Consider the following 15,353-nt stretch of genomic DNA (forward strand, 5'->3'; position numbering starts at 1 on the left):
GCAGGGAGCGACGGACGCCGACGACCTGCTGACCGAGGCGCCGCTGTCGCGGTTCGTCGTCGGGATCCTGCACCCGCGCTCGGAGGAACCGATCGAGGACGTGCGCGACGACGACGAGTCCGATGTGGGGACGGCCATGGACTCGGGCAACGACCCGGCGGTGGCGCTGGCCCGCATGCGCTACCCGTCGACCATGGGTCTGACCTTCTCGGTCGCGGCGAGCACCTCGTCGGTCGAGGTGGAGGTGTCGGTCGACCGGTACCACGAGCTCGTCGACCCGCAAGAGGTGGCGGCCGCCCGGGAGGAGGTCGCCCGGCGCGCCGAAGAACGTCGGACACTGCTCGGCGACGCGGCCGCAATCCCCGGGACCGAGGAGCCGGAAAAGGCCGAGACCCGGGCGTCCACCCAGAACGACGGCCTGTGGAAGGTCGCCCGCCAGGAGCCGACGACGTTCTCGGTGGACGTGACCGTTCCGGGTATGGGGCAGGAGGGCGTCACCGACGGCCTGGCACTGCGGACCGTGGTCCGGCCCGTGCGCGACGGCGCGGTCAGTGTCACCGTCGTGCTGGTGAACACGCTGGTCCGGCCTGAGAAGGGGTATGCCGACGCGCTGTGCTGGTTCCGCCCTCGCCTGGTGCTCACCACACCCGACGGGCAGTTCGTCGACCGTCGGCCGGATCGCGACCTTGCCTTCCAGGACGACGACGAGCGCGGTGGCGAGCTGCTGTACCGGACTGAGCGCCACCTTGCCGTCGGGCACGGGTGCGCCGTCACCTGGGAGGAGGCCTCGCTCGTGCAGCGGCTCGAGACGACGTTCTTCCCCAGCCACGACCTCCGCCTCGCACGAGCCGAACGGTCCGACGTCCCCCGGCTGGGGATGAAGGCGCTCGGTGTGGACGACGACCGGCGGGCTCTGGCTGGGCTGGTCGACGTCTACGAGCAGTGGATCGCCGGTCAGGAGTCGCGCGTCCCTGGCCTCGAGGCGAGGCACGTCCCGACGGCGGAGCGACACTTGCGTGATGCCCGTCGTGCGGTCGCCCGGATGCGAGACGGCATCGCTGTGCTCGACCGCGATCCGGAGGCGGCCCGTGCTTTCCGGGTCATGAACCAGGTGATGCAGCAGCAACGCGTCCGGCAGGTGATGGTTCGTGGCGGGCACACCGTGCCGCCGGACGTCGAGGGTCAGTGGCGGCCGTTCCAGATGGCCTTCGTGCTGCTCAACCTCGCCAGCCTCGCGGACCCGCGGCACCCCGACCGCGACATGGCCGATCTTCTCTGGTTTCCCACCGGTGGTGGCAAGACCGAGGCCTACCTCGGTCTGATCGCGTTCGTTCTCGTGCTGCGGAGACTTCGAGGCGGACCGGACCAGGGCGCCGGAGTGGGCGTCATCATGCGCTACACCCTGCGACTCCTGACCATCCAGCAGTTCGAGCGGGCCTCGGGTCTCATCTGCGCCCTGGAGGAGTGGCGGCGTCGTGAGGCGGCAGAGCTGCGGGAGTTCTCCATCGGTTTGTGGGTGGGCCAGGGTGCGACTCCGAACGGTGTCAAGGCCGCAGCGGAAGCGCTCAAGAAGATGCGCGACGGCGGGGAGCCGAGCGATAAGGGAAACCCGCGCCAGCTCCTGCGCTGCCCGTGGTGCGGAACACCGCTCCCGGTCGACGCCTACGACGCCGACGTCCGCGAGGACCGGATGACCGTCCGCTGCCCCGGCGACCTCTGCGATTTCCGCGACGGGCTGCCTGTCCACCTCGTCGACACCGACGTGTACACCACGCGTCCTTCACTCGTGATCGGCACGGTGGACAAGTTTGCGATGCTGGCCTGGCGAGGTGAGGCCGGTGTCGTCCTGGGTGCGTTCCACGACGAGAAGCCGGACCTGATCATCCAGGACGAGCTGCATCTGATCAGTGGGCCACTCGGCACGCTGGTCGGCCTCTACGAGACCGCCGTCGACGCGCTGGCGACGTCTGACGAGGGCGTCCGCCCGAAGCTCGTGGCTTCCACGGCGACGATCCGTCGCGCGACCGACCAGGTGAGGGCCGTCTTCGACCGCACGGCACAGCAATTCCCGCCGCCCGGGCTCGACGCCAGCGACTCCTTCTTCGCCGTCGACGCCGATCCGCAGGACCGACCGACCCGCAGGTACGTCGGGGTGATGGCGCCGTCGACCAGCCATGCGACGCTGCTGGTCCGTGTCTACGCCGCGCTCCTGCAGGCAGGCTACGAGCTCGACGCCCCCGACGCGGTGCGCGACGCCTACTGGACGATGCTCGGCTACTTCAACAGCCTCCGCGTGCTCGGCGCCGCCTTCATCCAGTCGCTGGACGATGTCCCTGACCGTATGAAGGTCGTCGCGGCGCGGACCGGCCACCAGGTCCGGGACATCCGCGATCCCCGGGAGATGACGTCTCGCAAGAAGTCGAGCGAGATCCCCGACGAGCTCGCCCGGCTCGGCACGTCGTACCCAGCCGTGGAGTGCCCTGACATCGTCCTGGCGACGAACATGATCTCCGTCGGGGTCGACGTCGACCGGCTCGGCCTGATGGGTGTCATGGGCCAGCCCCAGATGACCTCGGAGTACATCCAGGCGACCTCGCGGGTCGGCCGCGCGCACCCTGGTCTCGTCGTCACGATGTTCAACGCGGCGAAGTCCCGCGATCTGTCGCACTACGAGTCGTTCACCTCCTTTCATCGGGCGCTGTACAAGCAGGTCGAGGCGACCGGGGCGACACCGTTCGCGCGGCGTGCGCTCGATCGCGCGCTCCACGGGCTGCTGGTGATCCTCGCCCGGCACTCCGTCGCCGGGGCGTCCGGGAGCAAGTCGGTCGACGTGCCCGTCACGTCCGATGCCTTCGACGACCTCGTAGAGGTGATCGCGGCGCGGGCACGCTCCGTCGATCCCGACGCGGAGAACAGGGTGCGCGTTGCCCTCGAGGACCTCGTCGAGAGCTGGTTCGACGCCGTCGAGGACGGTCAGGTGCAGAAGTACGAGGGGTGGATCAGCGCGGAGGGTGCTCTCATGGTTCCTGCGGGTGGGGCGCCGTTCGGACAGTCAGGCGAGGTTCCTCCTGTCGAGATCTTCCCGGTGGACGAACCCGCCTGGCCGACCTTGACCAGTCTGCGCAATATCGACCGGGAGAGCACGCTGCGGATCGTGACGCGGAAGCGAGTGAAGTGATGACCACCGCAGAGAAGCCCAAGGCACGCCAGAGCCAGTTGGTTACCACGTACGGCGTCGGGTCCCTCTTTCCCGATGCCGACGCGAGCTACATGATCTGCGGGATCGACGACTGGGACATCGCGTACGCGCAGTCCGTCGAGGAGCCGCGGCTCGCCAGGACGCTCGGTGTCCACACCTTCCACGCGCCACCCACCGGTCGGACGAGGGGTGACGTCCCTGGTGTCCGCTTCCCCGAGTGGCACTACTGCTCCGGCTGCCGACGCGTTGCACCCTTCTGGAGATTCGGCTCCAAGAAGGGTGAGACCACGTGTGCGGACTGCGCTCGCGATCTCACCCCGTCCCGCTTCGTCGCCTGCTGCGAGAATGGCCACATCGAGGACTTCCCGTACTTCCAGTGGGTCCACCGGGGACAGGATGCCGAGGAAGGCGTCGAGCATCAGCTCAGCCTGCGTACGAGCGGGAGCTCCTCGTCGCTCGCGTCCCTCGTCGTTTCCTGCTCGTGCGGCGTCAGGCCCTACGACATGGAGGGCGCCTTCAACGCTGGGGCTTTGCAGGGCATCAGGAAGTGCTCGGGCAGCAAGCCCTGGCTCAACGGCACCACGAACGACACCGATTGCGACCGCCCTCTACGCGTCTTCCAGCGTGGTGCCTCCAACGTGTGGTTCCCCGTGCAGCGTTCCAGCATCTCGATCCCGCCGTGGTCCAGCATCGCGGCGCGGTTCGTGACGAAGCACTGGAGCATGCTCAAGCCGGTTTACGAGCACGCCGGTGAGGCCGCCACCCGGGCCACGGTTGAGGCTGCCGTCAAGGACGAGAAGGACGTCACGGTCGACGCCGTGATCGACGTCATCCGCCAGCGCCTCGGGCTCGACGCCGACGACGCACCGGACGACGACCTCCTGCGGACGCAGGAGTACGAGGCACTCAAGGCCGGGCACGACGGTTCGAACCGGGACACCTTTCAGTGCACCTCCGTCACGGTGGATCCGTCGCTCGACGGGTTGATAGCGCAGGTCGCCCAGGTGAACCGACTTCGTGAGGTGCGCGTGCTCTCGGGTTTCTCCCGGGTCACGCCCGTGGAGTCGGAGACCGGCTCGGCGCGCACGGCACGGCTGTCCTCCGAGAACGTCGGTTGGCTGCCCGCGGTCGAGGTCATCGGGGAGGGGATCTTCGTCCGTCTCGAAGAGTCGACGATCGCCGGCTGGGAGGCGAGCTCGTCCGCGCGGACCAGATTGGAGTTGATCCGATCGGCCCAGGCCGCGCGTGACGCCGCGATGAAGATCGCGACCGAACCTGTCCTCGCACGGTTCGTCGTGTTGCACACACTCGCCCACATGCTGCTCAAGGAGCTTAGCCTCGACGCCGGATATCCCCAGGGGGCGATCCGGGAGCGCGTCTACGCGCTCCCCGGGCAGGCCGGGATCCTCCTGTATACGGCCTCCTCCGACTCCGCGGGGAGCCTCGGTGGACTCGCGGCACTCGGCGCCACCGGGCGCTTCGCGGCGATCTTCCGCAATGCCCTCGAGCGCGCCACATGGTGTTCCAACGACCCGGTGTGCGCCGAGGCGGGCGCGACGGGAACAGACGCACTCAACCTCGCCGCGTGTTACGCCTGCGTCCTGGCGCCTGAGACGAGCTGCGAGCACCGCAACCAGTTCCTCGACAGAGTGATGGTTGTCGGTTCCCCTGATGCACCGCGGGCGGGTCTCGCGTCACCTGCGATGGACGCGCCCCCGACCGAACCGGCGGCCACCGAGCAGGGTCCGTCGGTGCGCCGCGCACCTGTGACGATGCCACCGGCTTGGGCCTACACGCTCGCGTCAGCGGGGGTGACTGCGGTGGAGCGGGCCTTCGCGGAGCAACTCGTGGCGCTGCAGCCTGGCCTTCCCGTGCCGGAGTTCGGGGCGGAGATCGAAGGGTTCATCGTCTCGATGGTCTGGGATGACCGGAAGGTACTTGTCGACCTCGACGGCCTGACCGATGCCGACCATGACCGACTGGTCGGGAAGGGCTGGACCGTTCTGGCGGCAGATCCGGCGCGGGTCACGGCGGCACTCACGAGTTGACGTCTGGCGCGGTCGTACCGCTGGGTACGTCGCGACCGAAGCGGTGACGTCGGGCGGGGATCAGGGCGATCTGCCGTGTTGACCGGGTGATCCCCTGACCACGATGATGCGGTGGCACCAGGCCGTGCTCGGGTGATGCGGAGGCATGTGCTCCGGTCGGCCCGGATGTCGACGTTCGTGGAGTCGGGGTCCGGCGCCGACCGAGCGGGCCGCACGACCCGCGTCCGCCATCGCCGTCAGGTACTCGTGCTCCCAGAAGCGCAGACCGTCCAACCGCTGTCGAGCAACGTCTTGTTCGTGTCCGCGTCGCGGTCCACCTTCATCCGGAGCTTCCGTTCCCACCACTCGGCGTTGGCTCGGGGCCGTGTGGCGTGATCAGGGCACTCGTGCCAGGAGCAGCCGTCGACGAAGACCGCGACCTTGGCACGGGTGAACGTGACATCGATCTTCCGACGTGGCTTTGCCCGGTACCGGGTAGGTCACGCGGTCACGGAGGCCATGGGCGTGCAGCAGTCGTCGGATAGTGAGCTCCGGCTTGGTCTCCTTCCGGCGGGCAATGCTCGTCGTCAGCTCACGTCGGGCGTTGGACGCGCCCGGTTGGTGCCCCAGCCCGGACATGGCGTAGCGCTACCCGCGGCGTGGGTCAGCACGACCGCCGCTGAACACGCCGTGATCGCCTGGCGCGAGGATGGACGCATTGATGCACGTCACGACCAGGCCGGCAGGGCGGCTGCGTGGGAGACCGACGCTACGATGACCGGATGGTAAGCGCCCCCCACGTCCCCGAGCCGATCACGGTCCTCGATCTCTTCGCCGGGTGTGGTGGACTCACCGAGGGGTTCCACCAGTTCCGTCCCGAAGGAATCGGCGAGACGGACCCACCGGTCTTTCGGAGCGTCGGTGCAGTCGAGTGGGATCCGGCCGCTGCTGCGTCGTACGCGATGAACTTCGGTGCGTCGTCGCTCCGTGAACAGTGGGACTTCGAGCCGACCGAGATCTTCCAGGAGGACATCATCGGGTGGACTCCGAAATGGGGTCCCGGTGAGATCGACGTCGTCGTCGGAGGGCCGCCCTGTCAGGGATTCTCGGGGCTGAACCGGAACAAGGTCGGTGCCGAGCGAAACACGCTCTGGCAGGAGTTCATCCGTATCGTCGTCGCGGTCCAGCCAAAGGTCTTCATCATCGAGAACGTGGACCGATTCGTTCGATCTCCGGAGTTCAGTGACCTCCTCAAGCGCATGGGAAGTGGTGACCTCCAGAACTACGAGCCTCGCGACGCACCGGGGACAAAGGCAGACGACCCCCCGCAGCGACGGGCTTCGAGATACCTTCTAAATGCCGCCGACTACGGTGCCCTGCAGGCACGACGCCGGGCCATCTTCATCGGTGTGCGAACGGATGTGTCGTTGCGGACGGCTCGTATGCAGTACCCAGAACCGAAGTTCTCGAAGGAGCTCCTGGAGAATCAGGACCTCCTCGTCGGCCTCGACCTGCCGGAGGGCAAGGAAGCGTGGCGGACGGTCGACGAGCTCTTCGAACGGACCCGGTCATGGGACCTCGGACGAACCGAGCTGCTCCCGAGATCCCGATGGATCGCCGAGGTCGACGAGGAGTTCCAAGGCCCCTTCACGACCCAGGAGCTGCACTTCACGCGCAAGCCAGAAGCAATCTCGGTGGCTCGGTACAACGCGATCCCCCGGAACGGAAATCGAAAGAGCCTGCGCGGGCGCTTCTGGTGCCGATTCGACGACGGCGACGAGGTGCTGATGCAGAAGGATGCGGCCTATCGTGACGACGACGGAAGACTGGTGCCGTGGGGTTCGTACACCGAGGTCGTCGGCGGAGGATTCCTCGGCACCCGGACTTTCACGGTGAACGGGTTCTCGGAACCCCACCTCCTTCGTGGCCGTTCGGGACGAAGCAAGGCCGAGGCCTTCCGTGTGGAGATCGAGGACGACGGCAGGACGCGAGGCGGCATTCTGGCCTATCTGTCGACGGAGTCGTGGGACAAGCACGACGCGGGCGCGGGTGACGTCATGGGCCGGCTCCGTGCGAACAGTCCGTCCGTCACCATCAGGACGGAGTTCTTCAAGCCCGAGAAGGGCCGTTACCTGCACCCGTCCGAGGGGAGGCCGATCACCCACTACGAGGCTGCTCACCTTCAGGGGTTCCCTGACGACTTCCTTTGGTGCGGGTCGAAGACCCAGATAGCCCGGCAGATCGGAAACGCGGTCCCTATCCCGCTCGGGAGGGCAATAGCCAGCGCGATCTACGACTACCTGCGCGCGGGGAGGTTGGAACCGCCTGGAGAGGGGTGATCGCAACTGCGAAGGGTCACGGCTGGTCATGCCATCGACCCTTCAGGCGGCACGGGGAACACTGTCGACCTCGGCCTCGTCTACGGCATCCAGATCGATCAGAGCAACCATGCTGTCATCGATATGACGCTCACGTCCGCTGCCTGCCCGTTGACCGACGTCAACGAGGACCAGTCCGCCCAGGCGCTGGAGGGCCTCGTCAACGGCTTCTGCGTCAACTGGGTCTGGATGTCGCCGTGGGGCCCGGTGAGAATCATCGCCAATGGCCCCACCAGCACCGGGCGCTAGGGCGTGTCTCCCTAGTGCCTTGATCATGGTGGTGCAGAGTGCGGGCGTGCGTCCTAACTCGGAGTTACCAGAGGGACTAATCGGTGTCGGCGAGCGACCTCTAGCCGGGTTGTCAGAGCGGCAATTCCTTGCCCTGTTCGCGAGGCGACCAGGCATGTATGTCGGCCGGGCCACATGGGTTCGCGTCGTCGCATGGCTCGAGGGATACGACATGCACGGGGATCGCTATACAGGTGGGGTGCTCGATGGCTTTAAGGAGTGGCTCCTGACCCGACCTGGCGCACGGGGACCCAACCTGGTCTGGTCCGCGATCGTCTGGGGACTGGCCTTTCCGGGCCGCGAGTCGCCGGGGCCCGCCGAGCTGACCGACGACGACGACCATCACGCCCTCGCGGTCCTGTTCGAGCTCGTTGATGCGTTCCTGGCCGAGAAGGAATCCCGCTTGCGGTGCGGCCGAGAGGCATCCGACGTCCCCTGACATGCTGTCGCGCATGTCCTTGAGTCCGACGCCATCTGGGAATCAGGGCGCGGGCACCCAAATCAGGATCGCTGCGACATGACGGCGCCGCGGAAGATCACGGCGTGCTTGTCGTAGCGGGTCGCGAGTGCTCGCCATTGCTTGATGCGGTTGAAGAACCGCTCGACCGTGTTGCGGCCCCGGTAGGTGACGGGGTCGTAGGTCACAGGGCGTCCGCCGCGTGACCCGCGTCGGCGCCAGTGGGACTGCTGGTCGCGGGGTTCGGGGATGACCGCGATGATGCCGCGCCGGCGCAGCTCGGTCCGGATCTCGCGCGAGGAGTACGCCCTGTCGCCCAACACGGCGTCGGGGGTGGTGCGCGGGCGCCCGGCTCCTGCTCGTGGAACGCGGATCGAGTTGAGCAGGGGCAGGCACATCGGCGCGTCGCCGCCCTGGCCTGGTCCCACGAGCACTGCGAGCGGTCGCCCGTTGCCGTCGACCGCGGCGTGGATCTTCGTCGACAGCCCGCCCCGGGATCGGCCCAGCGCGTGGTCAGCCGGTTCGCGCCGTTCCGGATTCTTGTGATTCGCCAGTGCCCCCTGTGGTCCTGGGCAAGGTCGCGGCGTGCTGGTGCGCCCGGTTGATTGTGGAGTCCACGCTCACCTGCCAGTCGATACCGCCGTTCGCGTCCGCGCGAGCCTGCAAGGCCGTCAGGATCTTGTCCCAGGTCCCGTCGCGGGAGAACCGGGCGTGGCGCTTCCACGCGGTCTGCCACGGGCCAAATCGCTCGGGAAGATCACGCCATGCGACCCCGGTCCGATACCGGTGAACGATCCCCTCGACGACCTGACGATGATCACGCCATGGGCGTGAGCGGCCCGACACCTTCGGCATCAACGGGCCGATTACTGCCCACTGCTCGTCCGACAACTCGCGACCACGATCCACGAGCGCACTCTGCAACATCTCAGCCTTGCGACTAAGGAGACACGCCCTAGGGGTTCGACGTCTGAAGCCCTTCCTTTGATGGTTGGAACCCTTGGGGCTGGCGGCACCACTTGCCTCACGGATTCGGTGCGCAAACGTGGCCGAACGCTGTCCGCGCAGGTCGGGCGCCATTTCGTGTCTTCCGCAGGCGAGGGGCCAGTTCCGGCCCTTGCGGCGACACGCTTACGACACGCCTTGGTACGGACAGATGCATCCAGCGACTGCTGCATCCGTGGCCCGCGGCCAACACCGCAGGCAACAGCCACCGGCAGTCGTGTCGACGTGCCAGGACTCACCCGGGCAACCGTCAGACAGAGAAGTACTTCGCCTCCGGGTGATGGAACACGAACGCGTCGGTCGACTGCTCCGGGTGCAGCTGCAGCTCGTCAGAGAGCACCACGCCCACCCGCTCCGGCCGAAGCAGTTCCACGACCTTGCGCCGGTCCTCCATGTCGGGGCACGCGGGGTAGCCGAGGGAGAACCGCGCCCCGCGGTAGTCGAGGTCGAACATCCCCTGGACGTCAGCAGGGTCTTCGTCCGAGAACCCGAGCTCGGACCGGACGCGGGAGTGCCACATCTCGGCGAGCGCTTCGGTGAGCTGCACGGACAGCCCGTGGAGCTCCATGTACTCGCGGTACTTGTTCGCGGCGAAGAGCTTGGCGGTGTGCACGTCGACGGTGTCGCCCACGGTCACGAGCTGGACGGGCAGGACGTCGTAGCGCCCGGTCTCCTCGACCCAGGAGCGGGGCTTGACGAAGTCCGCGAGGCACAGGTGGCGGTCGCGGCGTTGCCGGGGGAACGTGAAGCGCAGCCGCTCCTCGCCCACGGGACCGCCCGAGCCGCCGTCGGGCGCTCCGATGCCCGCGAGCCCGGGGCCGTGGTGCGCCACGACCACGTCGTCGCCCTCCGACCACACGGGGAAGTACCCGTAGATCACGGACGGGTCGACGATGCCGTCCGTGCGGATCTGCTCGAGCCACGCGTTGAGGCGCGGGCGCCCTTCGGTCTGGACGAGCTCCTCGTACGAGGCTCCGGCTGCGCCGTCCGCATCGGAGGACCGCCCCGGCTTGAGCCCCCACTGCCCCATGAAGGTGGCGCGCTCGTCGAGGAACGCGGCGTAGTCGGCGAGCTGGATGCCTTTGACGATGCGCGTGCCCCAGAAGGGCGGGGCGGGCACGGGGTTGTCCGCGGCGACGTCGGAGCGTGCGGGCAGGTCCTCCAGGGGCGTCTGCGTCACGGTCACGGTCGCGTGGCGGCGCTTCTTGAGGGGAGGCAGCCCGACGGCGTCGCGCGCCTCTCCCCGCGCCACGCGGACGAGCGGTTCCATGAGTCGCAGGCCTTCGAACGCGTCGCGGGCGTAGCGGACCTCGCCCGGGAAGATGCCGGCGAGGTCGTCCTCGACGTAGGTGCGGGTCAGGGCCGCGCCGCCGAGCAGGACCGGCCAGCGGGAGGCGAGCCCGCGCGTGGCGAGCTCCTCGAGGTTCTCGCGCATGACGACGGTCGACTTCACGAGGAGCCCCGACATGCCGATCACGTCGGCGTCGTGCTCCTCGGCCGCGTCGATCATGGCGCCGATCGACTGCTTGATGCCGATGTTGACGACCGTGTACCCGTTGTTGGTGAGGATGATGTCGACGAGGTTCTTGCCGATGTCGTGGACGTCGCCGCGCACGGTCGCCAGGACGATGGTGCCCTTGCCCGCCTCGTCGGTCTTCTCCATGTGCGGTTCGAGCAGCGCGACCGCGGTCTTCATGACCTCGGCGGACTGCAGCACGAACGGGAGCTGCATCTCGCCCTTGCCGAACAGCTCGCCGACGACCTTCATGCCCTCCAGGAGGTGGTCGTTGACGATGTCGAGCGCCTTGATGCCGGAGGCGAGCGCCTCGTCGACGTCGGCCTCGAGGCCCTTGCGCTCGCCGTCGACGATGCGTCGCTCGAGGCGCGGGCCCACGGGCAGCGCTGCCATCTCGGCGGCGCGCGCGTCCTTGAGCGCCGCGGAGTCGACGCCGGAGAAGAGGTCGAGCAGGTGGGCCAGGGGGTCGTGCGTGAGGTTGCCCTCGGCGTCGTACTCGCGCTTGTCCCACACGAGGTCGAGCGCGGCCTGGCGCTGGTCGTCGGGGATCGAGGCGAGCGGCAGGATCTTCGCGGCGTGCACGATCGCGGAGTCGAGCCCGGCCTGCGTGGCCTCGTGCAGGAACACCGAGTTGAGCACGGTGCGCGCGGCCGGGTTGAGGCCGAACGACACGTTGGAGACGCCGAGCGTGGTGTGCACGCCCGGGTAGCGGGCGACCAGCTCGCGGATCGCCTCGATGGTCTCGATCGCGTCGCGCCGCGTCTCCTCCTGGCCAGTCGCGATGGGGAACGTGAGGGTGTCGACGACGATGTCGTCGAGGCGCACGCCCCACTCGCCCACGAGCGTGTCGATGAGGCGCGAGGCGATCGCGACCTTGGTCTCGGCGGTGCGCGCCTGCCCCTCCTCGTCGATCGTGAGGGCGATGACGGCGGCGCCGTGCTCCGTGACGAGCGGCATGATGCGTGCGAAGCGCGAGGTGGGCCCGTCGCCGTCCTCGAAGTTGACCGAGTTCACGATGGCGCGCCCGCCCACGAGCTCGAGGCCTGCCTGGATGACGGCCGGCTCGGTCGAGTCGATCACGAGGGGGAGCGTGGACGCGCTCGCGAGACGCGAGACGACCTCGCGGGCGTCCGCGACGCCGTCGCGCCCCACGTAGTCGATGCAGACGTCGAGCAGGTGGGCGCCGTCGCGCGTCTGCGCCCGCGCGATCTGGACGCACTCCTCCCAGTTCTCGGCGAGCATCGCGTCGCGGAACGCCTTGGAGCCGTTGGCGTTGGTGCGCTCGCCGATCGCGAGGAACGCCGAGTCCTGGTGGAAGTCGACGTGCGAGTACAGGCTCGCGACGCCGTTCTCACGCTCGGGGCTGCGTGGCGCGACGGGCCGTGCGCGCACGGCCTCGACGACCTGGCGCAGGTGCTCGGGCGTCGTGCCGCAGCAGCCGCCCACGAGGCCCAGGCCGAACTCGGTGACGAACTGGGTGTGCGCCGCCGCGAGCTCGCTCGGCGTGAGGGGGTACGAGGCCCCGTTGGCGCCCAGCACCGGTAGCCCGGCGTTGGGCATGCACGTCACGGGGATCTCGGCGTGCTTGGCCAGGTGGCGCAGGTGCTCGCTCATCTCGGCCGGGCCCGTCGCGCAGTTCAGCCCGATCGCGTCGACGCCCAACGACTGCAGCGTCGTGAGGGCCGCACCGATCTCGGAGCCCATGAGCATGGTGCCCGTGGTCTCGACCGTGACCTGCACGATGACCGGCACCGAGCGCCCGACGTCGCGCATCGCGGCGCGCGAGCCGTTGACCGCGGCCTTGGCCTGGAGCAGGTCCTGGCTCGTCTCGACGAGGATCGCGTCGACGCCGCCGTCGAGCAGTCCTGCGGCCTGCTCGGCGAACGTGTCGCGCAGGTTGGCGTACGTCGTGTGCCCCAGGCTGGGGAGCTTGGTGCCGGGTCCCATGGAGCCCAGGACCCACCGCGGCTGCTCGGGGGTCGACCAGGCGTCGGCCCGCTCCCGGGCGATGCGCGCGCCGGCCGCGGCGAGCTCGCGGATACGGTCCTCGATGTCGTAGTCCGACAGGTTGGACCAGTTGGCGCCGAACGTGTTGGTCTCGACGCAGTCGACGCCGACCGCGAGGTACGCGTCGTGCACGGCCGCGATGATGTCGGGCCGCGAGACGTTGAGGATCTCGTTGCAGCCCTCGAGTTGCTGGTAGTCGTCCAGGCTCGGGTCCTGCTCCTGGATCATGGTGCCCATCGCGCCGTCGGCCACGACGACGCGGGTGCGCAGGGCCTCGGCGAAGGCGGCGGAACGGGCGTCGGCGGCGTCGTGGGACATGGGGGGAACTGTAACGCCGGGGGAGCGTGCGCGGCCGGGGCGTCCGGAAAAACAGGGTGCCGCGTCCGGCGCCCGACCCTAGCGTGGTGCCCATGAGCCCAGCACCCTCCGTCCGTCAGACCCTCGCCCCGATCGCCGAGCGCGTCGCCGCGCCCGACGTCGTGCCCGTCCCGCACGTCGAGGGGCTGACCTGGCGGCCCCTGGTGGCCGAGGACACGCCGGCGCTCTTCGGCCTGATCGCGGCCGTCGAGGAGCACGACAAGCACCCGTACCGCACCTCGCTCGAGGAGACCGAGGAGATCTTCGAGGGCGACTGGCGCGACCTGCCCCGCGACACCCTGGTCGGGATCGACGCCGACGGCGAGCCGCGCGCGTACGCGTCGGTCGACACACGGCCCGGGGACACGACGGTCGTGCGCGCGTTCGTCCAGGGTGCCGTGCACCCGCAGTGGCGGGGGCGGGGCGTCGGCCGCCAGGTCATCGCCTGGTCCACGGGGCGCGCCCGCCAGCTACTCGCGGCCTCGGGCAAGGAGCTGCCCGCCCGCATCGCGGGCTATGCCCAGGACGACGACGAGCTCGAGTGCCGCCTGTTCGAGGCCGCGGGGTTCACCGCGAACCGCTTCTACTCGAACCTGCGGCGCGACCTGTCGCTCCCGGTGCCCGAGGTTACCCTCGGCGAGGGGCTGCGCGTCGTGCCGTGGTCGCCCGAGCTCGACGAGGCCACGCGCCTCGCGCACAACGACGCGTTCCGCGACCACTGGGGCAGCGAGCCCGCGACGCCGGAGTCCTGGGTGCACGGGCGCAGCATGTTCGCTCCCGAGTGGAGCGTCCTGGTCGTGGACGACTCGCCCGCACCCTCGGACGGCTCGCCCGTCGAGGGCAGCCTGCCCGACGGCGTCGCTCCCGCCGGGAGCACGGGCGGGGGGCCGGTCGTGGCCGGGTACCTGCTGTCGGGGCGCTACGAGCAGGACTGGCCCGTCCAGGGCTACTCGAGCGGGTACACCGAGACCCTGGGCGTGCGCCGCGCCTACCGCGGGCGCAAGATCGCCGTCGCCCTGCTCAGCGCGGGCATGGCCGCCTACCGGGCGAGCGGCATCGACTTCGCCGAGCTCGACGTCGACACCGAGAACCCGTCCGGCGCCCACGGTCTCTATGCGAGCCTCGGCTACGAGAAGACCGACGGCTCACGGATGTACTCGATCGAGCTCTGAGGCTCTACCGTGTTCCCAGCTCAGCGCGGCAACGGTGCCGCGCTGCTGGGACACCCGTGACGCGGGTGCCCTCGCCTCGAAAGGGAACACCGTGGTTGCCTCGATCTCGCGCGTCTCGCACGCCCCCGTCCCGTCCACCTTCCTGCGGCGGCGCCCAGCGGCGCTCGCGGCCGGGGCGTTCCTGCTGCTCTCGGCGGTGCACCTCGGGGCGCACCTGGCCGGGGCCGAGCAGCTCGCCGAGGTCACGCAGTGGTTCGTCATGCCGCTGCTCGCGCTGGTCGTGTGGGCGGCGACGTCCGGCGCCCGACGGTCGCGCCTCGTGCGCTGGACGCTCGTCGCGCTGGGCTTCTCGTGGCTCGGCGACAGCGCGCCCGACCTGTCGAGCGGTGACGTCTCCTTCCTGACCATGGTCGGGTTCTTCCTGCTCGCCCAGCTCGCGTACGCGGCCGCGTTCTGGCCGCGACGCGGGGAGAGCCTGCTGCGCCGTCCGCTCCTGCTCGTGCCCTACGGGGTCGCGCTCGGGGCCCTGGTCGCGGTGTGCGCCCCGCACGCGGGCGCTCTGCTCGTCCCGGTCATGGTCTACGGCGTGTGCCTGACGGTCATGGCGGTGCTGTCGACCGGGGTGAACCGGGTCGCGGGCGTCGGCGGCGCGATCTTCCTCGTCTCGGACGCGCTCATCGCGCTCGGGGCGTTCGTGCCCGGCTTCGAGGTCCCGGGTCCGCTGTCGTCCGGTTTCTGGGTCATGCTCACGTATCTCGCAGGGCAGGCGCTGCTCGTCGTCGGGATCCTGCGCCGGGACGTGCAGGACGCGTCCGCTGCGGGCCCGGCCGGCGGGGCACCGGCGGTCGCCGGCGGAGCGGCGGGCGCACCGTCGGCCTGAGCGGGCCGTGGTCCTGCTGCGCAGAGCCGGCAGGAACGTGAACGACCGTGGGGTCGACCGGAGCACC

General features: G+C 69.3%; 8 protein-coding genes and 1 pseudogene. 7 read left to right on the forward strand and 2 right to left on the reverse strand.

Annotated features, from left to right (window positions below):
* Positions 1–100: 100 nt before the first annotated feature.
* The 5 genes and pseudogenes from H9652_RS20225 to H9652_RS04895 all read left to right on the forward strand — a co-directional run bounded on the left by H9652_RS20225 (position 101) and on the right by H9652_RS04895 (position 8,331).
* Positions 101–3,178 carry a helicase-related protein gene (locus H9652_RS20225; RefSeq protein ID WP_191795198.1) on the forward strand — a complete coding sequence of 1,026 codons (3,078 nt, stop codon included), beginning with the start codon at positions 101–103 and terminating at the stop codon, positions 3,176–3,178.
* Positions 3,178–5,247 carry a DUF1998 domain-containing protein gene (drmB, locus tag H9652_RS04875; RefSeq protein ID WP_191795199.1) on the forward strand — a complete coding sequence of 690 codons (2,070 nt, stop codon included), beginning with the start codon at positions 3,178–3,180 and terminating at the stop codon, positions 5,245–5,247. Before H9652_RS20225 ends, drmB begins: the two co-directional genes overlap by 1 nt.
* A 761-nt stretch (positions 5,248–6,008) precedes the next feature.
* Positions 6,009–7,565 carry a DNA cytosine methyltransferase gene (locus H9652_RS04885; RefSeq protein ID WP_191795201.1) on the forward strand — a complete coding sequence of 519 codons (1,557 nt, stop codon included), beginning with the start codon at positions 6,009–6,011 and terminating at the stop codon, positions 7,563–7,565.
* A 33-nt stretch (positions 7,566–7,598) separates the two neighbouring features.
* Positions 7,599–7,853, forward strand: a pseudogene (locus H9652_RS04890) (metal-sulfur cluster assembly factor); the annotation flags it as partial.
* A gap of 154 nt (positions 7,854–8,007) precedes the next feature.
* A complete protein-coding gene (locus H9652_RS04895; RefSeq protein WP_191795203.1) occupies positions 8,008–8,331 on the forward strand; it encodes a hypothetical protein in 324 nt (107 codons plus the stop codon).
* 62 nt (positions 8,332–8,393) lie between these two features.
* Here H9652_RS04895 and H9652_RS04900 read toward each other — a convergent pair.
* Positions 8,394–9,258 (reverse strand): IS5 family transposase gene (locus H9652_RS04900; RefSeq protein WP_318243980.1). Its coding sequence is split into 2 segments (ribosomal slippage): positions 8,394–8,909 and positions 8,911–9,258, totalling 864 coding nucleotides; the frame shifts between segments, so codons are not numbered across the junction.
* A 346-nt stretch (positions 9,259–9,604) separates the two neighbouring features.
* Positions 9,605–13,195: a methionine synthase gene (gene metH / locus H9652_RS04905; protein WP_191795206.1), complete on the reverse strand. Its 3,591-nt coding sequence runs from the start codon at positions 13,193–13,195 to the stop codon at positions 9,605–9,607.
* 92 nt (positions 13,196–13,287) lie between these two features.
* On the opposite strand from metH, the gene H9652_RS04910 reads away from it, so the two are divergent.
* Together H9652_RS04910 and H9652_RS04915 are read left to right on the forward strand one after the other, a co-directional pair.
* Positions 13,288–14,406: a GNAT family N-acetyltransferase gene (locus tag H9652_RS04910; RefSeq protein ID WP_191795209.1), complete on the forward strand. Its 1,119-nt coding sequence runs from the start codon at positions 13,288–13,290 to the stop codon at positions 14,404–14,406.
* A 91-nt stretch (positions 14,407–14,497) separates the two neighbouring features.
* Positions 14,498–15,286, forward strand: coding sequence for a lysoplasmalogenase (locus H9652_RS04915; protein ID WP_318243981.1), 789 nt, complete (start codon positions 14,498–14,500; stop codon positions 15,284–15,286).
* Positions 15,287–15,353: the final 67 nt, after the last annotated feature.

This window comes from Oerskovia rustica (assembly GCF_014836555.1).
Taxonomy (GTDB): Bacteria; Actinomycetota; Actinomycetes; order Actinomycetales; family Cellulomonadaceae; genus Oerskovia; species Oerskovia rustica.

Excerpts from the sequence above, each read along its gene's own strand:
- metH (WP_191795206.1), bottom strand. The coding sequence starts at position 13,195 with ATGTCCCACGACGCCGCCGACGCCCGTTCCGCCGCCTTCGCCGAGGCC.
- H9652_RS04895 (WP_191795203.1), top strand. The coding sequence starts at position 8,008 with ATGTATGTCGGCCGGGCCACATGGGTTCGCGTCGTCGCATGGCTCGAG.
- H9652_RS04885 (WP_191795201.1), top strand. The coding sequence starts at position 6,009 with ATGGTAAGCGCCCCCCACGTCCCCGAGCCGATCACGGTCCTCGATCTC.
- H9652_RS04910 (WP_191795209.1), top strand. The coding sequence starts at position 13,288 with ATGAGCCCAGCACCCTCCGTCCGTCAGACCCTCGCCCCGATCGCCGAG.
- drmB (WP_191795199.1), top strand. The coding sequence starts at position 3,178 with ATGACCACCGCAGAGAAGCCCAAGGCACGCCAGAGCCAGTTGGTTACC.